Origin of the sequence: Bacillus sp. FDAARGOS_527 (genome assembly GCF_003812125.1) — a bacterium.
Taxonomy (GTDB): Bacteria; Bacillota; Bacilli; order Bacillales; family Bacillaceae_G; genus Bacillus_A; species Bacillus_A paranthracis.
Window position 1 is genome coordinate 4,777,054 of the sequence record NZ_CP033795.1, and the last position, 20,447, is coordinate 4,797,500.

The following is a 20,447-nucleotide window of genomic DNA, read 5'->3' on the forward strand; positions in this document are numbered from 1 at the left end:
ATCTTGGAAAGATTGTATTTTATCTCTCATGAACTATCAGTAAGAATTTGATAGATTCCACTTTATTAATGAAAGATTTATCTTACTTTGTAACAAAAGTAGAGGTAGGTATAGGGATGTTTCGTTATATGACTGTAATATTACATGAATGTTACAAATATGGATTTAGTAGAAAATGCATTAAATCAAGGTTTTTGAAGGTGTTTATAAAAAAACGTAAAAAAAGTGTAATAAAATTTACGTAATTATATTGCAACGTAACAATAGTTATGTTACATTAATGTTACAAACGTTACGTTATTAAATTTAATGTAACGTCAACATAAAAACTATGAAATAAACATTTCTTAGAAATTACATATAGATAACTTATTAAAAAGGAGGATACATAATATGAAAGAGCAAGTATTACAAGTAACAAAAGGTGACTTCGTAGGATCAGCAAGTGGAGCGGTAGTATTAACAGCATTAATCGTATTTCTATCAAGCGTGTTAGTATAATAAAAACTTTGTAACAAAAGAAAAAAGAGAGGAGAATGCAAAATGAAAGAGCAAGTATTACAAGTAACAAAAGGTGACTTCGTAGGATCAGCAAGTGGAGCAGTAGTATTAACAGCATTAATCGTATTTCTATCAAGCGTGTTAGTATAATAAAAACTTTGTAACAAAAGAAAAAAGAGAGGAGAATGCAAAATGAAAGAGCAAGTATTACAAGTAACAAAAGGTGACTTCGTAGGATCAGCAAGTGGAGCAGTAGTATTAACAGCATTAATCGTATTCTTATCAAGCGTATTAGTATAATAGAAGTTTTGTAAAAAGAAAAAGAGAGGAGAATGCAAAATGAAAGAGCAAGTATTACAAGTAACAAAAGGTGACTTCGTAGGATCAGCAAGTGGAGCGGTAGTATTAACAGCATTAATCGTATTTCTATCAAGTGTATTAGTATAATAGAAGTTTTACATTATACAAAATGAAAGGAGAATGAGGAATATGAACGGTGAGCAAGTGTTACAAGTAACAAAAACAGATTTATTAGGATCATTAGGTGGAGCGGTAGTATTAACATCATTTATTCTATTCCTTGCAAAAGTATTAGTATGAGACATATAAATACAATCATTCAAAAAAAATAAAGACTCTAGCATATTAGTAAGTAATTAATATGTTGGAGTCTTTTTTATTTTTCTTCTATATATCCCTTCAAGTATGAATAGCCCCCTTTATTTTAAAGAGAAAAAAGTCGAATTTTATATGTAAGAAAAAAAGAGGAATTTGACAGAAAAGATAGAAAATTTTAAAGGTCAGAATTTGTTAGCTTGCTAACTAATTTCTATCAATTAATGTTGGAAGCGTTTTCGGTTGGTTTTAAGTATGAACCATTTAATCTATTTACAGGGGGATGAGGATTTTATGAAACAAAAATCTATGGATACGCTAGCTGCACAAATGGAGGACTTTTTTCCAGTACGTGATGTAGATCATTTGGAGTTTTACGTAGGAAATGCAAAGCAATCAAGTTACTATCTTGCGAGAGCATTCGGATTCAAAATTGTGGCTTACTCTGGATTAGAAACTGGTAATCGTGAAAAAGTATCTTATGTTCTTGTGCAAAAAAATATGCGTTTCGTTGTGTCTGGGGCTTTAAGTAGTGACAATCGTATTGCAGAGTTTGTAAAGACTCATGGTGATGGCGTGAAAGATGTGGCATTACTTGTTGATGATGTTGATAAAGCATACTCAGAAGCGGTGAAACGTGGTGCCGTCGCAATTGCTCCGCCTGTAGAGTTAACAGATGAGAACGGTACATTGAAAAAAGCAGTTATTGGTACGTATGGTGATACAATTCATACGCTTGTAGAGCGTAAAAATTATAAAGGGACATTTATGCCAGGATTCCAAAAGGCTGAGTTTGATATTCCATTTGAAGAGTCAGGTTTAATTGCTGTAGACCATGTAGTTGGTAATGTTGAAAAGATGGAAGAGTGGGTTAGTTATTACGAGAACGTTATGGGCTTTAAACAAATGATCCATTTTGATGATGATGATATTAGTACAGAGTATTCAGCATTAATGTCGAAGGTTATGACAAATGGAAGTCGTATTAAGTTCCCTATTAACGAGCCAGCGGATGGAAAGAGAAAATCACAAATTCAAGAATATCTAGAGTTTTATAATGGAGCAGGTGTACAGCATCTTGCTTTACTAACAAATGACATTGTTAAAACAGTAGAAGCGCTACGTGCAAATGGTGTGGAGTTTTTAGATACACCAGATACTTATTATGATGAGTTAACTGCACGAGTTGGAAAAATTGATGAGGAAATTGATAAGTTGAAAGAATTAAAGATTTTAGTAGATCGCGATGATGAAGGATACTTACTACAAATCTTTACGAAACCAATTGTAGATCGTCCAACTTTATTTATTGAAATCATTCAGCGTAAAGGTTCTCGTGGATTTGGAGAAGGAAACTTTAAAGCGTTATTCGAATCAATTGAAAGAGAACAAGAGCGTCGCGGGAATTTATAAAATTTATATCCACCAGCAATCATTCTTTTGCTGGTGGAAATTTCATTTTCATAAGGAGGAATCATGATGAAATTTGTTACATTTCGTCTTCCTTCAAAAGAAATGCGAGCTGGATGGCTTGAAGGTGACAAAGTAATCGATATGAATCTTGCTAGTGGTGGAAAATTACCTTCTTCTATGTTCGCCTTTTTAGAGAAAGCGGATGAGTATGTAGAAGTGTTGCGTAATATTAATAATCCGGAAAAGGGCATATATTCTTTAGAGGAAGTGCAATTAGCAGCAGCGATTCCTAATCCGAGTAGTATTAGGGATTTTTATGCATTTGAACAGCACGTAAAAACGGCACGTAGCCGAAGAGGGTTAGATGTTGTACCTGAATGGTACGATATTCCGGTTTTTTATTTTACGAACCATCGTGCTGTAATTGGTCCAGATGATGTTGTAATTAGTCCGAAGAAATCTAAAAAACTTGATTATGAGTTAGAGATTGCTTGCGTAATTGGGAAAGAAGGAAGAAATATTTCTCGTGAGCAAGCAGAGGAATACATTTTTGGTTATTGTATTATGAATGATTGGAGTGCAAGGGACTTACAAGCAACAGAAATGAAGGTAGGACTTGGTCCAGCGAAAGGAAAAGATTTTGCAACTTCATTAGGAGCGTACCTTGTTACGAAAGAGGAACTAGATATTTATCGTAATGGTGACCGTTATGAGTTAGAGATGACTGCTCATGTAAATGGAAAGCTATTATCAAAAGGGAACTTCCGAGATATTTACTATACATTTGCTGAAATGATTGAACGTGCTTCGGAAGACGTTACGTTATATCCAGGCGATGTGATTGGTTCTGGAACAGTAGGAACAGGTTGCATTTTAGAACTAGGCACAGAAGAGTGGTTACAAGATGGTGATGTGGTAGAACTTACGATTACTGGTTTAGGTACATTACGTAATACGGTCAAAATAGAAAGGGAAGCAGGTGATGGGCATGTTTTATCGTCACATGGGGGAGCTACCTCATAAACGACATGTACAATTCCGTAAAAAAGATGGGTCGCTTTATCGTGAGCAGGTAATGGGAACAAAAGGTTTTTCTGGTACGCAATCTATTTTGTACCATCATTATATGCCAACGGAAGTAGGGCATGCGGCATTATCTCATTCTTGTCAGTTGCAGTATGAAGAAGATGTTGCTCTTTCTCATCGTCACTTTCGCACGAAAGAAAATAAAAAAAGTGGTGATGCAGTAAGCGGAAGAAACTTTATACTTGGGAATGAGGATTTATTAATCGGAGTAGTGAGCCCAACAGAAAAAATGGACTATTTCTACCGTAATGGTGATGGCGATGAAATGTTGTTTGTCCATTACGGAACAGGAAAAATTGAAACGATGTTTGGAACGATTCATTATCGAAAAGGCGATTATGTAACAATTCCAATTGGAACGATTTATCGTGTTATTCCAGATGAAGGAGAGACTAAGTTTCTTGTTGTAGAGGCAAATAGTCAAATTACAACACCGCGTCGCTATCGTAATGAATATGGACAATTGCTAGAGCATAGTCCGTTTTGTGAGAGAGATATTCGTGGTCCTGAAAAATTAGAGACGTATGATGAAAAAGGTGAGTTTGTCGTAATGACAAAGTCGAGGGGATATATGCATAAACATGTTTTAGGACATCATCCGTTAGATGTTGTTGGTTGGGATGGCTATTTATATCCGTGGGTCTTTAATGTAGAGGACTTTGAACCAATTACAGGTCGTATTCATCAGCCACCTCCAGTACATCAAACGTTCGAGGGTCACAATTTCGTTATTTGTTCTTTTGTACCACGTTTATATGACTATCATCCAGAATCTATTCCGGCACCGTATTATCATAGTAACGTGAATAGTGATGAAGTACTGTACTATGTAGAAGGTAACTTTATGAGCCGAAAAGGTGTGGAGGAAGGGTCTATTACACTTCATCCGAGCGGCATTCCTCACGGGCCACATCCTGGGAAAACAGAGGCGAGTATAGGGAAAAAAGAAACGCTTGAATTAGCTGTTATGATAGATACATTCCGTCCGCTTCGTATTGTAAAACAAGCACATGAAACAGAAGATGAAAAATATATGTATAGCTGGATTGAAGAGGGATCATATACTGTGAAATAAGTAAAAAAAAGGCATGCTCAATAACAGAGCATGCCTTTTTCATGGAATCGACATGTATAATAATACCAAAAAAAGTTATAGAAAGATATATAGAAAGAATGATAAAAATCGTGCATATTCATAAGAGTTTCTACTTATTTCGACAAAAGTATTGACTGGAAAAAGTACTATGAGTAAAATGAAAAAGCGAATTAAAAATTTTCAGAAAATTTAAAACTTGGAGGAGCATGCTATGAAGCAAATTTTTCAAAAGAAGCCTATTGCAAAGTTAATGCAAGAGAGTAAACAAAAGACGTTAGCAAGAACATTGGGCGCACTAGATTTAACGATGCTTGGAATCGGGGCAATTGTTGGAACGGGTATTTTTGTTCTAACGGGCGTGGTAGCAGCGAAACATTCTGGACCAGCTATTATATTATCATTTGCGATAGCCGCGTTAGCCTGTGCCTTTGCTGCATTTTGTTATGCTGAATTTGCTTCTTCAGTTCCTGTCTCAGGCAGTGTGTACACGTACACATATGCGACGATGGGAGAAGTATTCGCATTTTTAATTGGATGGGACTTAATGCTTGAGTATTTACTTGCAACCTCTGCTGTGGCAAATGGTTGGTCCGCGTACTTCCAATCTTTATTAAAGGGATTTGGAATTCATATTCCTACCATTCTTTCCTCAGCCCCTGGTACAGGAAAGGGTGGAATAATTGATTTGCCAGCAGTTCTAATTATTTTAGTGATGACGGTTCTTTTATCTAGGGGTGTTCGTGAAAGTGCACGTGTAAATAATATTATGGTATTTATTAAACTAGCGGTTGTTCTTATTTTTATCTTTGCTGGTTTTAATTATGTGAAACCTGAAAACTGGACGCCTTTTATGCCATTTGGCTTAGATGGTGTAATGGCTGGAGCTGCTACAGTGTTCTTTGCATTTATAGGGTTTGATGCAGTTTCAACGGCAGCAGAAGAAGTGAAACGTCCACAACGTGATTTACCAATTGGTATTATTGCATCTTTATTAATTTGTACGGCTCTTTATATTATCGTTTCGCTTATTTTGACAGGAATTGTTCCATACGGGCAGTTGAATATATCAGATCCAGTCGCTTTTGCACTTCAATTTATTGGACAAGATAGTTTAGCGGGAGTAATTTCAGTAGGCGCAATTACAGGAATCACAACAGTAATGTTAGTTATGATGTATGGGCAAGTACGAGTTTCATATGCAATGAGTAGAGATGGATTGTTGCCGAAACGTCTTGCTAAAGTTCACCCGAAATTTAAAACACCGTTTTTAAATACGTGGACAACGGGAATTATTGCAGCACTTATTTCAGGATTAATAGATTTAAATGTGTTAGCGCATCTTGTAAATATGGGGACATTGTCAGCCTTTGCACTTGTAGCTGTAGCTGTTATTGTAATGAGAAGAACGCATCCTGATTTACCAAGAGCATTTAAGGCGCCGCTTGTACCATTTTTACCAGCGTTAACGGTAATTTTTTGTTTATACTTAATGCTTCAATTATCCGGGACGGCTTGGATTAGTTTTGGTGTATGGATGGTTATTGGTATTGCGGTTTACTTCTTATATAGCCGAAAACATAGTGCTTTAAATAATAGTAAAGAAGAAGACGACGCAGCCAATTTATAAGTAGAAAAATCCATTCTAATTCTGTTAGAATGGATTTTTGATTTTGAAAATTTACATTATTCTGAACTTGTTATAAGATAATTATTGTTGAACAAAAGGGGTGAAATAATGAAAAATACGTGGCGTGAGTTAAGGGAGATGGACCGTAACGTATGGATTCGGTTTATTGGTGAGACGTTAAATGGAATTGCAATGATGATGTTGATGCCTTTTTTTGCATTATATTTAAAAGATAAGGTAGATTCATTATTACAGGTCGGAGTGATTATGGCGCTGTCTCCAATTGCTGCAAGCTTTGGATCAATTATAGGGGGAAGAATTGCTGATATATATGGAAGAAAACCGATTATGATATTTTCGATGGCGAGCAATGCAGTATTCATGCTCGGTTTTTTATTTATAGAAGGATTTATTCCATATGCGATTTTATCTGTTTTTTTAGGATTAAGTAATTCGTTATTTCATCCAGCTGCATCAGCGATGGTTGCGGATGTAACGGCGCCAGAAAAAAGAACAGAAGCATATGGTTTATTGCGAATGGGGCACAATATAGGTGCTGCAATTGGTCCGATAATGGGGGCTTCAGTAGTTATGTTATCGAAGAACCTTGTGTTTATTATTGCCGCATCTACGATGTTATTTTATGCATTGCTTGTATTCGTCCTTATTCAAGAGACAATGCCAAAGAGTACGAATAAAGAAGGTGATACAGAAAAAGAATCAGGAGCAGTGTGGAAAATTGTATTGCGAGATAAGGCACTCATGATTTATTTATTAGCAGGCATCATTATTTCGATGGGATTTTCTCAAACAGAAGGCATGTTGCCACTGCACTTTGACAATGAAATGAAAGGTATTTTTGGAACTAACAATCTATATCCATATTTAATGGCTTTAAATGGACTATTAGTTGTGTTGTTCCAATTTCAAATTTCAAAATGGGTCACAGATAAACCTGTTGGAAAGACGATGTTATATGGTGCATGTTTGTTTGGGATTGGATTATTTTTTATAGGGTGGTTACCGAAGTGGTTTGGAGGACTTGATACAAATGCTACGATTATTTTAATAACGTTACTGTTTGTATATGCCATATATACGTTAGGTGAGATGATTATGTCGCCTGTACAGATGACGTTTGTAGCGAATTTGGCCCCTGAGCATTTAAGAGGGACTTATATGGGGGCTGCAAGTTTGCAGTGGATTACAGGAAGTGCATTCGGCCCACTTCTTGGAGGTTTTTTATTAGACCGATTACTTGGCCACTTTTTATTTACAATTTTAGCTGTCGGTTGTGTAGTTGCAGGTATTGTATATATTTCTTTAGACCGTCTCGTTGAACAAAGGCAAAAAAGCACACTAACCAAACAATCTTCTTAATAATTAGATGACATACACAAAAAGGGGATTTCTACATATTTTAGGTACATAACTAGGTTGGATTGCAATTTTATCCCACTTTAATGGGCAGTAAGACCCCCACCTCAAAATTCAGCGAAAGCAAGGAATTTAGGTGGGGGTCGGGCTGCCCATAAAAGTCCGATTGGTTCAACTAATAATCAGTAGGGGATGAAGCCCCCACTGATTAAAGTTTCACTTTATATATTTATCAAGAAATTTAAGTGGAAAAAGTATAGAAAACCAATAAGTGGTGTCATTTAATTATTTGTGGAAGTTGCATTTTATTTCAAATAGGAACTACCTATTTTTATAAAAAGTGCTAAAATAGAAAAATGAAAACAATTGGTTAGGGTGATTTCAGTGACAAAAATTAAATTAGGTTTATTATATGGTGGAAAATCAGCTGAGCATCAAGTTTCGCTACAAACGGCTCTTGCTGCTATTAAAGCATTAAATCAAGATAAATTCGAGATTCATCCAATTTATATTACAGAACAAGGTCAATGGGTACGCGGTGAGCGTATTGAAGGTGAAGTAACAGATGTTGAAGTTCTAAAAATGAGCGGTGCAGAAAATGCGATTTCTCCGCTATCATTAAGCACAGAAATCATTCCATCTGCAAATGCTGAGGAAAATGCTATCGACGTTATTTTCCCATTACTACATGGACCAAATGGTGAAGATGGAACGGTACAAGGATTATTAGAATTAATGAATATTCCTTATGTAGGAAATGGTGTTCTAGCATCTGCTGCTGGTATGGATAAAGTTGTTATGAAAAACATTTTCGCAGAAGCTGGATTAAAACAAGCGAAATATGCATCATTCATTCGTAGCGGATGGGAAAAAGATCGTGAAACAGCATATGAAAAAGTAGAAGAAGTATTAGGATACCCTTGCTTCGTAAAACCAGCAAACCTTGGTTCAAGTGTTGGGATTAATAAGTGTAAAAATCGTGAAGAACTTGAGAATGCATTTGAAGAGGCATTCCAATTTGACCGTAAAATTATTGTGGAAGAAAATATCGTTGGACGTGAAGTAGAAGTTGGTGTACTAGGTAATGATGAACCGAAATGTTCAGTTGTAGGTGAAATCGTACCTAAAAAAGACTTCTATGATTATAAGTCGAAATACATCGATGGTGATACAGCGTTAATTATTCCAGCTGAAATGACAGAAGAAGAGTCTAATGTTATTAAGAGAGATGCGATTGTTGCATTCCAATCGTTAGATGGTGCTGGCTTAACGCGAGCTGATTTCTTCTTAACGAAAGATGGAGAAGTATACATTAACGAAGTGAATACGATGCCAGGATTTACGCCGTTTAGTATGTTCCCTCTACTATGGCAACATACTGGATTACCGTATCCGGAATTAATTGAAGAGCTAATTCGTTTAGCAATGGAGCGTCACGAAGAAAAACAAAAAATTAAATATACAATCTAACAAAAAAAGGAGGAGGCACTATTCGAAGGAATAGTGCTTCCTCTATGTAAGGAGTGTTTTTATGATAAATCGAACGTTAAAACAAGTAGAACAAATGACAAATGGTACGGGATTAGCAGAGCAGTATGAGGGAATTACTATACAAGGAGTGTCTATTGATACGAGAAAAATCGAAAAAGGAAACTTATATGTTCCGATTCAAGGTGAACGTTTCGATGGACATGCTTTTGTAGATAAAGCTGTTGAAAATGGAGCTGTGGCGACATTATGGATGAAAGATGTAGCAAATCCACCTGAGAATCTTCCGGTTATTTTTGTAGAAGACACGCTATCAGCATTACAAATGTTAGCAAAAAACTATCGCGACCAATTGGATGTTAAAGTGATTGGTGTGACAGGTAGTAACGGTAAAACATCTACAAAAGATATTGTAACAAGTCTTCTTGCGACTAAATTCAAAGTTCAAAAAACAGAAGGAAACTTCAATAATCATATCGGGCTACCTCTTACTATTTTAAACTTAGAAGAAAATACAGAAGTAGCTGTATTAGAAATGGGAATGTCAAGCCGTGGGGAAATTGAATTCTTATCTAAGTTAGCTCGTCCAAATGCAGCTATCATTACGAACATTGGTGAAGCGCATTTAATGGACTTAGGCTCTCGCGAGGCAATTGCTGAAGCGAAATTAGAAATTGTGACAGGATTACAAGAAGGTGGAGTGTTCGTATATAACGGAGATGAGCCATTATTAACGAATCGTGTTCCTGAAATGAATTTAATAGCTGAAACAGTTACGTTTGGTGATGCTAGAGCAAATGATTACTATCCAACGACTGTAACGTTACAAGCAACTGGGACACACTTTAAAATGAATAGAGAAGAAAACATTTCATTCTATCTACCGGTATTAGGGAAACACAATGTGTATAATACGCTTGCTTCTATGGCAATTGCGAAACATTTTGGTGTAACGTGGGAAGAGATGAAAGAAGGTTTAGTAACACTTCAAATGACAGGCATGCGTATGGAAATTGTAAAAACAAATAGTGGATTAACAATTATCAACGATGCTTATAATGCAAGTCCAACAGCTATGGAAGCAGCATTCCACCTAATGAATGGTTTAGATGGATTCTCTAAAAAAATTGTTGTTCTCGGCGATATGTTAGAGCTTGGAGATCAAGAAGTACAGTTTCATTATGAGGTAGGTAAATTAATCGATCCAGCAAAAATCTCCTATGTGTTCACATATGGTAAATTAGGAGCTCAAATTGCTGAAGGAGCGAAAATTAATTTCCCTAACGAACGTGTAAAGGCTTATGATAATAAAGAAGAGTTAGTAAAAGAGTTGCAAGCAGTAGTCGATGCGAAAGATGTTGTATTAATAAAAGCATCTCGCGGTATGAAATTGGAAGAAGTAATTACGATGTTGAAATAATTGGTGTATATAAATAGGGATGATAGCAACGAAAAAAGAAGAAACTTATAATAAGCGCTTACAGTAAATATAAAAAAATAAAAGTGAAGAAAAAACCTCTGAATATGAAAATAAGGTAACAGTTGGGTTTGCTTTTTACACATACAAAACTTATAATTGATAAAGTGTAATAACGTTTAGAAGTATTTTCGTGAAGAATATACGCCCGTTTATATACGTGAGCATTCAGGAAAAGGGCTTTTCCGCAAATTCGGAAAACGCCTTTTTTTAAATGATAAGTATAGGATAGAAAAGGAGAAGTAACATTGACAACATTTCGAGAATTAGGATTAAGTGATTCTTTACTGCAATCTGTTGAAAGTATGGGCTTTGAAGAGGCTACGCCAATTCAAGCTGAAACAATTCCACATGCATTGCAAGGTAAGGATATTATTGGGCAAGCACAAACAGGTACAGGGAAAACAGCAGCATTCGGATTACCACTATTAGATAAAGTGGATACACATAAAGAATCGGTTCAAGGTATTGTTATCGCGCCAACGCGTGAATTAGCAATTCAAGTTGGAGAAGAGCTATACAAAATTGGTAAACATAAACGCGTTCGTATCTTACCAATTTACGGTGGTCAAGATATTAACCGCCAAATTCGTGCTCTAAAAAAACACCCACACATTATTGTTGGTACGCCGGGTCGTATTTTAGATCATATTAACCGTAAAACACTTCGCTTACAAAACGTAGAGACAGTTGTTCTTGATGAAGCGGATGAAATGTTAAACATGGGCTTCATTGAAGATATTGAAGCAATTTTAACAGATGTGCCAGAAACACACCAAACATTACTATTCTCAGCGACAATGCCGGATCCAATCCGTCGTATTGCTGAGCGTTTCATGACTGAGCCTCAACACATTAAAGTAAAAGCAAAAGAAGTAACAATGCCAAACATTCAGCAGTTCTATTTAGAAGTGCAAGAAAAGAAAAAGTTTGATGTATTGACACGCTTATTAGACATTCAATCTCCAGAGCTTGCGATTGTATTCGGTCGTACAAAGCGTCGTGTTGATGAATTATCAGAAGCATTAAATTTACGTGGTTATGCTGCGGAAGGTATCCATGGTGATTTAACTCAGGCGAAACGTATGTCTGTATTACGTAAGTTCAAAGAAGGTTCTATTGAAGTTCTTGTTGCAACAGACGTTGCTGCACGTGGTCTTGATATTTCAGGTGTAACACACGTATACAACTTCGATATTCCACAAGATCCAGAATCATACGTTCACCGTATTGGCCGTACTGGTCGTGCAGGTAAAAAAGGTATTGCAATGCTATTTGTAACACCACGTGAATCTGGACAATTAAAAAATATCGAGCGTACAACAAAACGTAAAATGGACCGCATGGATGCACCAACACTTGATGAGGCACTAGAAGGTCAACAACGTTTAATCGCTGAAAAACTTCAAAACACAATTGAAAATGAAAACTTAGCATACTACAAGCGTATTGCGGAAGAAATGTTAGAAGAGAACGACTCTGTAACAGTAGTAGCTGCTGCTTTAAAAATGATGACAAAAGAGCCAGATACAACTCCAATCGCTTTAACATCAGAACCACCAGTTGTTGCAAGAGGTGGCGGTTCTAAAAAACGCGGCGGTAACGGAGGCGGATACCGTGATGGTAACCGTAATCGTAGTCGTGATGGACGCGGTGGCGATGGTCGTAACCGTGACCGCAATCGTGATGGTCGTAATCGTGACGGTAACCGTGATCGCAATCGTGATGGCGGCAACCGTGGTCGTCGTGGCGAAGGTCAAGGACGCCCAGGATCTTCAAACGGACGCGGCGAAAGAAAACATCATAGCCGTAAGCCACAAGCTTAATAATGAAAAAAGAGAATGCCCTTTGCCGGCATTCTCTTTTTTTATTTTTGTAATTGTACATACTACATAATAACTTATGTAGAAATGAGGTGCCGCATGCTTGTAAGGCTTGGCTATGTCGCGATGAGTGTACATTTGAAAAACGCATCTCCATCTCAAACGATGACGTACGCGCAGTTTCAAAAAATAGATGATCGGGAAGCGGCGATTCGTAAACTTGAAAGAATTGCTAATTCGAATTTGGAAAACTGTTTACGATTATTAAAGCATAATAAAGGACATGACATATCGTTCTTTCGACTTAGTTCCAAGCTGATTCCTTTAGCGAATCATGAGGAGTTGTTAGATTGGAATTATATTCGCCCTTTAAAAGAAAATTTAAAAGTGCTAGGTGATTACGCTATTCGAATGAATATGCGTATTGATTTTCATCCAGATCATTTTGTTGTACTTAATTCACCCGAGGAGAATATTTTTAAACAATCTGTCAAGACATTACAAATGCATAGAAAATTATTAAAAGGTATGGGAATTGAACATAAGCAACGATGTGTAATGCATGTTGGGGGCGGATATAAAGATAAAGAGCTCGCATTAGAGCGTTTTATAGAGAATTGGTCTAACGTCCCAAGAGGTATTCAGGAAATGATTATGTTAGAAAATGATGATACAACTTTTACGCTCGAGGACACATTATATTTAGGAGAAAAGTTGGACATTCCCGTTGTATTTGATTTACATCATCATATGATGAATCATGATCGAGAAGATTGGCATGAAGATTGGGCGCGTGTTGTACATACGTGGAAATCGTCTTTGTTACCGGTGAAAATGCACATTTCTAGTCCTAGAGAGGGAAAAGACCCAAGGGCACATGCAGACTTTATTAATGTAGATACTTTTTTATCTTTTTTAAAAAAGATAAAGGGAAGTGTTCCACAAATTGATTGTATGATTGAAGCGAAGATGAAGGATGAGTCTTTATTTCAACTCATGAGGGATTTAAGTGAACAAACAGATGTGGAAATTATCGATGGTGCGAGCTTTTATATTAAATAAGCTCTGCACCATCGAGTTTTTTTATTAATAAAGAGGTGCAAATACCACCAATGATCAATCCTGTTAAATGGCTGATAGGATTGGCAGAGGGATTGAAGAAAGTGAATAGTAGTAATATACATATAATAATTGAAAAAATAGCGATGTCTCTTGGATTGGAAGAACGATATCGGCTATACAATAGAAATAACTGTGCACCTAGCAATCCGAAAATGCCACCAGATGCCCCGGCATGAATATATTCATGAGGCATAATAAGATAAGAGGACATATTTCCGAGAATGCCAGAAAGGAAAAAAATAATGATGAAAGAAAAGTGGCCTAGTTGTTTTTCAATAGAAGAGCCAAGGATGAATAAACAAATACTATTAAAAAGAAAATGTTGTAAGTCTACATGTACGAGCAGGGAAGTTAGGAGACGCCACCATTCTCCTTTAGCGATATATTCATTAGAAGCTGCCATAGAGAAGAGGGGGAAATCACCTAATATAATCATGATTAATTGTATGAGAAGTAAAGCAATGGTGATTGGTTGTAAGGAAATGCGGGCGGATGGTATTAGCATGTTGTGAGTATCACTCCTTTTGCATCAGAAAGATTCTCTGTTATTCTTACAATATGAAAAAAGAAAGCTAAATAGAAGAAGGGGATTTTGAAATGATTGTAGGGATTGGAATCGATATTATTGAATTGAATCGAATTGAAAAAATGATAGATGGAAAGCTTAAATTTATGGAACGTATTTTAACTGAAAGTGAACGTAATGTTGCTAAGGGGCTGAAGGGAAGCCGCCTTACAGAGTTTGTAGCTGGAAGATTTGCAGCGAAAGAGGCGTATTCAAAAGCGGTAGGAACTGGTATTGGGAAAGAAGTGAGTTTTTTAGATATTGAAGTGAGAAATGATGATAGAGGGAAGCCGATTCTTATTACAAGTACAGAACATATTGTTCATTTATCAATTAGTCATAGTAAGGAATTTGCTGTTGCTCAAGTTGTTTTAGAAAGCTCGTCACGCTAGTCTGCATATTTTATATCTTTGTCTCATATATTTGTGGTAGCGATAAGGAAGGTACATCTTCCATTCATTTATAGGGGCAAAGGGGCTGAAGTGATGAAAAGGCGTCTGTTTTTAGTTCTTGTCGGTTTATTAACCGTTTTTGTGTTGGCCGGTTGTATGGAAAAGAAACAAGATGATGTTGTGAGAGATTTAGAGGCGAAAGTAAAAGGGTTGAAAAGCTATCAAGCTGAAGCGAAATTATCTATTAAAACAGGGAATGAGCCTCAGGAGTATAAGGTAGAGATATGGCATAAGGAACCTTCTTTTTATCGTGTGAATTTGCAGAATGCGAAAAAAGATCAAAGTCAAATTATTTTAAGGAATGAAGAAGGTGTATTTGTATTAACGCCAGCGCTTAATAAGAGTTTCCGTTTCCAAAGTGATTGGCCGCAAAATAGTAGCCAGGCTTATTTATACGAATCTCTTGTGAGGGATATTTTGCAGGATAAGAAAAACCTTACTTTTGAAAAAACAGATAAGTATTATATCTTTAAAACAAAAACAAACTATCAGCATCAAAACATGTTGCCGAGACAAGAGATTACATTGAAGAAAAGTGATTTAACACCAGTTTCGGTGAAGTTAATGGATAATGATCAAAATGTTCTTGTGAAAGTAGATTTCTCTAAAGTGAAATTTGATGCGAAATTTGATAAAGGTGCATTTGATACGAAACAAAATATGTCTAGAGCGCAAGTAGATGTTCAAACGACAGCGAAAGAAGACAAACCATTTGCTATTTTGTATCCGCGTGATACGCCGCAAGGTATGACTTTGAAAGATGAAAAAGAGTTGAAGACAGACAGTGGCAAGCGTGCGATACTCACATACACTGGAAGTAAGAAATCCTTTACTTTAATACAAGAAAAGGCAAAAGTTGCAGAGGCTTCGTCAGCGATAAGTGTGAGCGGGGAATTGGTTGATCTTGGCTTTACAATTGGAGCATTGACGAAAGACTCTTTAACGTGGTCGCATAACGGAGTAGAATATATGCTCGTGTCTAAAGGTTTAGAGCCGAAGGAGCTGTTAATGGTTGCTCGTTCAGTTACAGAGAAGCAAGTGAAGTAAACTTCTTAGACGTGGTGATATATGTGCACCACGTCTTTTCTTAGTTTGAAGGGTGGATTTCATAAAAGAAGCATATAAAAGAATAAGCTTCGCATATCGTGTATAAGGAAGTGTGTTTATGGAAGAAGCGCCATTTTACCGTGACACTTGGGTGGAAGTGGATTTAGATGCCATTTATAACAACGTTACACATATTAAAGAATTTATCCCGAGTGATGTAGAAATTTTTGCCGTTGTTAAAGGGAATGCATATGGGCACGATTATGTACCGGTGGCTAAAACAGCATTAGAAGCGGGGGCGACAAGGTTAGCAGTTGCGTTCTTAGATGAAGCTTTAGTGCTTCGAAGAGCTGGTATTACTGCGCCGATTTTAGTGTTAGGTCCTTCTCCTCCTCGTGATATAAATGTAGCTGCTGAAAATGATGTAGCATTAACTGTTTTTCAAAAGGAATGGGTAGATGAAGCAATCAAACTTTGGGATGGTTCGTCTACGATGAAATACCATATTAATTTCGATAGTGGTATGGGGAGAATTGGAATACGTGAACGTAAAGAATTAAAAGGATTTTTAAAAAGCTTAGAAGGTGCACCATTCTTAGAATTGGAAGGAGTTTATACGCATTTTGCAACGGCAGATGAGGTGGAGACTTCTTACTTTGATAAGCAATATAACACATTTTTGGAGCAGTTAAGTTGGTTGAAAGAATTCGGAGTGGATCCTAAGTTTGTTCATACAGCTAATAGTGCTGCAACGCTACGTTTTCAAGGGATTACATTTAATGCAGTACGAATTGGTATTGCGATGTATGGGTTATCTCCATCTGTAGAAATACGCCCTTTTTTACCGTTTAAATTAGAACCAGCGCTATCATTGCATACGAAAGTTGCTCATATTAAACAGGTGATTAAAGGGGATGGAATTAGTTATAACGTCACTTATCGAACGAAGACGGAAGAATGGATTGCGACCGTTGCAATTGGTTATGCAGATGGCTGGCTTAGAAGATTACAAGGATTTGAAGTGCTTGTAAATGGTAAAAGGGTACCGATTGTAGGGCGAGTAACAATGGATCAATTCATGATTCACCTTCCTTGTAAAGTGCCTCTTGGTACGAAAGTTACACTCATTGGAAGGCAAGGAGATGAATATATTAGCGCTACAGAGGTTGCGGAATATTCAGGGACTATTAATTATGAAATTATTACAACGATTAGTTTCCGTGTGCCGAGAATATTTATACGGAACGGTAAAGTTGTGGAAGTAATCAATTATTTGAATGATATATAGAAGGTAGTATGATTTGCTTCTTGTCATGTGAGAGGACTTTTCGTTGGCTAAGAATAAGTTCGTTTTTTGACGAGAAGCTTTTTACTTATCATTACTTTTAACATAATTTAACGTGGAAACTCTTCCGTTTCTTGTTGTAATGAGATAAAAAATAAAAGAATATGAATGTTTTGTTTGTGAATTGGAAAACATAAGCAAGGAATAAGGAAGTCTTTGCAACAGGCTCCATACAATGGTATTATTACAATAGGTGTCATATATATATTTGGGTGTGTAGTTGACGGTGGAGGTGTATTTTTGTGTCCGAATCAAGTGTAACTACTGAAATCGTGGTTCGGTTGCCAAAGCAAATGGTAACGGAATTGGACGGAATTGGAAAACAAGAGAATAAGAATCGCCATGAACTAATTTGCCAGGCAACACAACTGTTATTGCGTCAACATAAGACGAAGAAACGCTACCAACATGAATCAATGCGACGTGGGTACATTGAAATGGGAAAAATTAATCTTGGTATTGCATCTGAAGCTTTCTTAGCAGAGTATGAAGCAGCTCATACAGTAGAACGCTTAGTTAGCGGGGGGTAATATTTTGATTGTAAAACGCGGCGACGTGTATTTTGCAGACCTTTCCCCAGTTGTTGGTTCTGAGCAAGGAGGCGTTCGTCCGGTTCTTGTCATTCAAAATGACATCGGAAATCGTTTTAGTCCAACGGTGATTGTAGCGGCTATTACTGCACAGATTCAAAAAGCGAAATTACCCACTCATGTGGAAATTGATGCGAAAAAGTACGGTTTTGAGAGAGATTCTGTTATTTTACTTGAGCAGATTCGAACAATCGATAAGCAGCGCTTAACGGACAAAATCACTCACTTAGATGAAGTGATGATGATTCGTGTAGATGAAGCGCTACAAATTAGTTTAGGACTAATAGATTTTTAAATCGGCAGTTTAAGTTGCTCTCTTTGAAGGGCAACTTTTTTTATTATAGAGGAGGTTGCGGTTGTATATGGAAACGGTAGATAATCGACAAGCGTTAATGAAAATGTTAGTGAAGGAATTAGGCTTTACCGAAAAGCAAGTTCGTCATGTTATTCAATTAACAGAAGAAGGTAACACAGTTCCATTTATTGCTCGTTACCGAAAAGAATGGACAGGCTCTTTAGATGAAGTGCAAATTCGTACAATTTTAGAGAGATGGCAATATATAATGCAGCTTGAAGATAGAAAAGAAGAGGTTCTTCGTCTTATTGATGAGAAGGGGAAACTGACAGGAGAATTACGTCAGCAAATTGTGAAAGCTACAAAGTTGCAAGAAGTAGAAGATTTATATCGTCCATATAAAGAGAAGAGAAGAACGAAAGCAACGATTGCGAAAGAAAAAGGACTAGAGCCATTAGCTGAATGGTTATTGTTATATACGAAAGAAGATCCGAATCAGAAGGCAATGGAGTTTATAAATGCCGAGAAAGAAGTGCAATCTGCAGAAGAGGCATTACAAGGTGCTCAAGATATTATTGCAGAAATCGTTTCAGATGAAGCAGCATATCGTAGTTGGATTCGGAATGTTACTTTTAGAAAAGGTGTTATGTCTTCGGCTGTAAAAGATGAAGAGAAAGATGAAAAAAATATATATGAAATGTATTACGATTATGAAGAGCCGTTGCAGAAAGTCGTGCCGCATCGTGTATTAGCGATGAATCGCGGTGAGAAAGAAGATATATTGAGAGTTTCTGTTGTTCCGCCAGTAGATGAGATAGTAACTTTCTTATATAAGAAAGTAATTCGTGATAACGGTTCAAAAAGTGCACAGTATGTAAAGTTAGCAATTGAGGATGGTTATAAACGATTAATTCAATCCTCTATTGAAAGGGAGATTCGAAAAGAATTAACAGAAACAGCTGAGGAACAAGCAATACATATTTTTTCTGAGAACTTACGTAATTTGTTATTACAACCTCCAATGAAAGGAAAGGTTGTGTTAGCTGTAGACCCTGCATATAGAACGGGTTGTAAATTAGCTATCGTAGACGATACGGGGAAAGTTCTATATATTGATGTTATTTATCCGCATCCACCAGTGCGTAAATATGAAGATGCAAAAGCGAAAGTTCTTTCTATTATAGATAAATATCAGGTTGAAATGATTGCGATTGGGAATGGTACAGCTTCTAGAGAATCAGAAGAATTTATAGTTGATGTATTACAACATGTGAAACGAGAAGTCTTCTATATTATTGTGAACGAAGCTGGTGCGAGTGTGTATTCGGCTTCTGATTTAGCCCGTGAGGAATTCCCAGATTTACAGGTTGAAGAAAGAAGTGCGGTTTCTATCGGTAGACGTCTGCAAGATCCACTTGCTGAACTTGTAAAGATTGATCCTAAATCAGTTGGGGTTGGACAATATCAACATGATGTGTCTCAAAAAAGATTAAATGAATCATTAACGTTTGTAGTAGAGACAGCAGTTAACCAAGTCGGTGTGAATGTAAATACAGCTTCCGTTGCGTTGTTGCAATATGTTTCAGGCTTATCAAAAACTGTTGCGAAAAATATTGTAGCAAAGCGTGAAGAAGAAGGGAAATTTACAAAACGAACAGACTTAAAGAAAATACCACGTCTAGGTGCGAAGACATATGAACAATGTATAGGTTTCTTACGTATATTAGAAGGGGCAAATCCGTTAGACCGTACAGGTATTCACCCAGAACAATATAAAAATGTTGAATTGTTATTAAAGAATCTAGGTTTATCAAAAGATGACGTAGGGCAACCACAATTACAAAAGAGTTTAGAAGAAGTAGAGATTTCTAAGTTGTCGCAAGAAACGGGAGTTGGAGAACCAACATTAGTTGATATTATAGATGCACTCATTAGTCCAGAGCGAGACATGAGGGATGAGTTGCCTAAACCGCTTCTGAAAAAAGGGATTTTGAAATTAGAAGATTTAAAACGTGGTATGGAACTGGAAGGAACAGTTCGTAACGTTGTTGATTTCGGTGCTTTCGTTGATGTAGGTGTGAAACAAGATGGGTTAGTACATATTTCTAAACTAAGCAAACAATACGTGAAGCATCCGTTAGATGTTGTATCTGTCGGACAAATCGTCAAAGTATGGGTAGATGATATTGATACGAAAAAAGGTCGCGTTGCATTATCTATGTTGCCGGTTGAATAGTAAGAGAAGAGAGCAGATGAAACTGCTCTTTTTTTATAGGATAAAACGTGTAATGGATTAGGAACTTTGATGTATTTTGCTATAATAAAACCAGCATTCATTTAGTAATTTAATTTGATACCGGTTTTTTTCAAAATATGCGCGTTGCATTTGTTTTTTGAGCCATGTAGGCATAGGAATCCCTCCTTGTTTAATCCTACTCTCATAAATGTAAAGTACTATTGATGAGAGGTTGGTGAGTGGATTTCTATTTTTGCTATGTTTTTAGAAACCACGCTTCTTGAATGAGGAT

At 36.6% G+C, this 20,447-nt stretch carries 22 protein-coding genes; 20 read left to right on the forward strand and 2 right to left on the reverse strand.

Features of this window, described 5'->3' with window-relative positions; all coding sequences use genetic code 11:
* Positions 1-393 precede the first annotated feature (393 nt).
* From EGX95_RS27610 to uvsE, 14 genes are all read left to right on the forward strand, one after another.
* Positions 394-501: a DUF3948 family protein gene (locus EGX95_RS27610; RefSeq protein WP_000664237.1), complete on the forward strand. Its 108-nt coding sequence runs from the start codon at positions 394-396 to the stop codon at positions 499-501.
* Between the two features lie 42 nt (positions 502-543).
* Positions 544-651 (forward strand): DUF3948 family protein, encoded by a 108-nt coding sequence (locus EGX95_RS27615; protein ID WP_000664237.1) that lies wholly within the window; start codon positions 544-546, stop codon positions 649-651.
* A 42-nt stretch (positions 652-693) separates the two neighbouring features.
* Complete coding sequence (locus tag EGX95_RS27620; protein WP_000664237.1) at positions 694-801, forward strand: DUF3948 family protein; 108 nt, start codon at positions 694-696, stop codon at positions 799-801.
* A 39-nt stretch (positions 802-840) separates the two neighbouring features.
* Entirely contained in the window at positions 841-948 is a 108-nt protein-coding gene (locus EGX95_RS27625) for a DUF3948 family protein (protein ID WP_000664237.1), read from the forward strand.
* A gap of 33 nt (positions 949-981) precedes the next feature.
* Complete coding sequence (locus EGX95_RS27630) at positions 982-1,101, forward strand: DUF3948 family protein (RefSeq protein WP_001993573.1); 120 nt, start codon at positions 982-984, stop codon at positions 1,099-1,101.
* A 309-nt stretch (positions 1,102-1,410) separates the two neighbouring features.
* Positions 1,411-2,529 carry a 4-hydroxyphenylpyruvate dioxygenase gene (gene hppD / locus EGX95_RS27635; protein WP_000810913.1) on the forward strand — a complete coding sequence of 373 codons (1,119 nt, stop codon included), beginning with the start codon at positions 1,411-1,413 and terminating at the stop codon, positions 2,527-2,529.
* Positions 2,530-2,595: 66 nt separating this feature from the next.
* Positions 2,596-3,552, forward strand: a complete 957-nt coding sequence (locus EGX95_RS27640; protein ID WP_000674030.1) for a fumarylacetoacetate hydrolase family protein — start codon at positions 2,596-2,598, stop codon at positions 3,550-3,552.
* A complete protein-coding gene (locus EGX95_RS27645) occupies positions 3,518-4,690 on the forward strand; it encodes a homogentisate 1,2-dioxygenase (RefSeq protein WP_000499916.1) in 1,173 nt (390 codons plus the stop codon). Before EGX95_RS27640 ends, EGX95_RS27645 begins: the two co-directional genes overlap by 35 nt.
* Before the next feature lie 232 nt (positions 4,691-4,922).
* The gene (locus tag EGX95_RS27650) at positions 4,923-6,338 is read left to right on the forward strand and encodes a branched-chain amino acid transporter BcaP (RefSeq protein WP_000809369.1); all 1,416 of its coding nucleotides are present in this window, start codon (positions 4,923-4,925) and stop codon (positions 6,336-6,338) included.
* 108 nt (positions 6,339-6,446) lie between these two features.
* Positions 6,447-7,718 (forward strand): MDR family MFS transporter, encoded by a 1,272-nt coding sequence (locus tag EGX95_RS27655; RefSeq protein WP_000799736.1) that lies wholly within the window; start codon positions 6,447-6,449, stop codon positions 7,716-7,718.
* 381 nt (positions 7,719-8,099) lie between these two features.
* Positions 8,100-9,185 carry a D-alanine--D-alanine ligase gene (locus tag EGX95_RS27660; RefSeq protein ID WP_000161445.1) on the forward strand — a complete coding sequence of 362 codons (1,086 nt, stop codon included), beginning with the start codon at positions 8,100-8,102 and terminating at the stop codon, positions 9,183-9,185.
* A gap of 61 nt (positions 9,186-9,246) precedes the next feature.
* Positions 9,247-10,623, forward strand: a complete 1,377-nt coding sequence (gene murF, locus EGX95_RS27665; protein WP_000610682.1) for a UDP-N-acetylmuramoyl-tripeptide--D-alanyl-D-alanine ligase — start codon at positions 9,247-9,249, stop codon at positions 10,621-10,623.
* 305 nt (positions 10,624-10,928) lie between these two features.
* Positions 10,929-12,506: a degradosome RNA helicase CshA gene (locus EGX95_RS27670; RefSeq protein WP_000206582.1), complete on the forward strand. Its 1,578-nt coding sequence runs from the start codon at positions 10,929-10,931 to the stop codon at positions 12,504-12,506.
* 96 nt (positions 12,507-12,602) lie between these two features.
* Positions 12,603-13,565, forward strand: coding sequence for a UV DNA damage repair endonuclease UvsE (gene uvsE / locus EGX95_RS27675; RefSeq protein WP_000961151.1), 963 nt, complete (start codon positions 12,603-12,605; stop codon positions 13,563-13,565).
* Here uvsE and EGX95_RS27680 read toward each other — a convergent pair.
* The gene (locus tag EGX95_RS27680) at positions 13,558-14,130 is read right to left on the reverse strand and encodes a rhomboid family intramembrane serine protease (RefSeq protein WP_000906919.1); all 573 of its coding nucleotides are present in this window, start codon (positions 14,128-14,130) and stop codon (positions 13,558-13,560) included. The two genes, uvsE and EGX95_RS27680, sit on opposite strands and share 8 nt — an antisense overlap.
* 92 nt (positions 14,131-14,222) lie before the next feature.
* Between EGX95_RS27680 and acpS the strand changes: the two genes are divergently transcribed.
* The 6 genes from acpS (at position 14,223) to EGX95_RS27710 (ending at position 20,155) form a co-directional block, all read left to right on the forward strand.
* On the forward strand, positions 14,223-14,582 hold the full coding sequence (acpS, locus tag EGX95_RS27685) for a holo-ACP synthase (RefSeq protein ID WP_000635037.1): 360 nt from the start codon (positions 14,223-14,225) through the stop codon (positions 14,580-14,582).
* 156 nt (positions 14,583-14,738) lie between these two features.
* The gene (locus EGX95_RS27690) at positions 14,739-15,689 is read left to right on the forward strand and encodes a LolA family protein (RefSeq protein ID WP_025991724.1); all 951 of its coding nucleotides are present in this window, start codon (positions 14,739-14,741) and stop codon (positions 15,687-15,689) included.
* A 118-nt stretch (positions 15,690-15,807) separates the two neighbouring features.
* Entirely contained in the window at positions 15,808-16,977 is a 1,170-nt protein-coding gene (gene alr / locus EGX95_RS27695; protein WP_000390601.1) for an alanine racemase, read from the forward strand.
* Between the two features lie 299 nt (positions 16,978-17,276).
* Positions 17,277-17,564, forward strand: coding sequence for an antitoxin EndoAI (locus EGX95_RS27700; RefSeq protein WP_000004570.1), 288 nt, complete (start codon positions 17,277-17,279; stop codon positions 17,562-17,564).
* Between the two features lie 4 nt (positions 17,565-17,568).
* A complete protein-coding gene (gene ndoA / locus EGX95_RS27705; protein ID WP_000635963.1) occupies positions 17,569-17,919 on the forward strand; it encodes a type II toxin-antitoxin system endoribonuclease NdoA in 351 nt (116 codons plus the stop codon).
* 67 nt (positions 17,920-17,986) lie between these two features.
* Positions 17,987-20,155: a Tex family protein gene (locus EGX95_RS27710; RefSeq protein WP_000450602.1), complete on the forward strand. Its 2,169-nt coding sequence runs from the start codon at positions 17,987-17,989 to the stop codon at positions 20,153-20,155.
* A gap of 57 nt (positions 20,156-20,212) precedes the next feature.
* On the opposite strand, the gene cmpA is transcribed toward EGX95_RS27710, so the two are convergent.
* Positions 20,213-20,329 (reverse strand): cortex morphogenetic protein CmpA, encoded by a 117-nt coding sequence (cmpA, locus tag EGX95_RS27715; RefSeq protein ID WP_001143642.1) that lies wholly within the window; start codon positions 20,327-20,329, stop codon positions 20,213-20,215.
* Positions 20,330-20,447 lie beyond the last annotated feature (118 nt).

Bases quoted from the DNA above. Each gene is read 5' to 3' on its own strand.
- EGX95_RS27610 (WP_000664237.1), top strand. From the start codon at position 394: ATGAAAGAGCAAGTATTACAAGTAACAAAAGGTGACTTCGTAGGATCA.
- EGX95_RS27615 (WP_000664237.1), top strand. From the start codon at position 544: ATGAAAGAGCAAGTATTACAAGTAACAAAAGGTGACTTCGTAGGATCA.
- EGX95_RS27620 (WP_000664237.1), top strand. From the start codon at position 694: ATGAAAGAGCAAGTATTACAAGTAACAAAAGGTGACTTCGTAGGATCA.
- EGX95_RS27625 (WP_000664237.1), top strand. From the start codon at position 841: ATGAAAGAGCAAGTATTACAAGTAACAAAAGGTGACTTCGTAGGATCA.
- EGX95_RS27630 (WP_001993573.1), top strand. From the start codon at position 982: ATGAGGAATATGAACGGTGAGCAAGTGTTACAAGTAACAAAAACAGAT.
- hppD (WP_000810913.1), top strand. From the start codon at position 1,411: ATGAAACAAAAATCTATGGATACGCTAGCTGCACAAATGGAGGACTTT.
- EGX95_RS27640 (WP_000674030.1), top strand. From the start codon at position 2,596: ATGAAATTTGTTACATTTCGTCTTCCTTCAAAAGAAATGCGAGCTGGA.
- EGX95_RS27645 (WP_000499916.1), top strand. From the start codon at position 3,518: ATGTTTTATCGTCACATGGGGGAGCTACCTCATAAACGACATGTACAA.
- EGX95_RS27650 (WP_000809369.1), top strand. From the start codon at position 4,923: ATGAAGCAAATTTTTCAAAAGAAGCCTATTGCAAAGTTAATGCAAGAG.
- EGX95_RS27655 (WP_000799736.1), top strand. From the start codon at position 6,447: ATGAAAAATACGTGGCGTGAGTTAAGGGAGATGGACCGTAACGTATGG.
- murF (WP_000610682.1), top strand. From the start codon at position 9,247: ATGATAAATCGAACGTTAAAACAAGTAGAACAAATGACAAATGGTACG.
- uvsE (WP_000961151.1), top strand. From the start codon at position 12,603: ATGCTTGTAAGGCTTGGCTATGTCGCGATGAGTGTACATTTGAAAAAC.
- EGX95_RS27680 (WP_000906919.1), bottom strand. From the start codon at position 14,130: ATGCTAATACCATCCGCCCGCATTTCCTTACAACCAATCACCATTGCT.
- acpS (WP_000635037.1), top strand. From the start codon at position 14,223: ATGATTGTAGGGATTGGAATCGATATTATTGAATTGAATCGAATTGAA.
- EGX95_RS27690 (WP_025991724.1), top strand. From the start codon at position 14,739: ATGGAAAAGAAACAAGATGATGTTGTGAGAGATTTAGAGGCGAAAGTA.
- alr (WP_000390601.1), top strand. From the start codon at position 15,808: ATGGAAGAAGCGCCATTTTACCGTGACACTTGGGTGGAAGTGGATTTA.
- EGX95_RS27710 (WP_000450602.1), top strand. From the start codon at position 17,987: ATGGAAACGGTAGATAATCGACAAGCGTTAATGAAAATGTTAGTGAAG.
- cmpA (WP_001143642.1), bottom strand. From the start codon at position 20,329: ATGCCTACATGGCTCAAAAAACAAATGCAACGCGCATATTTTGAAAAA.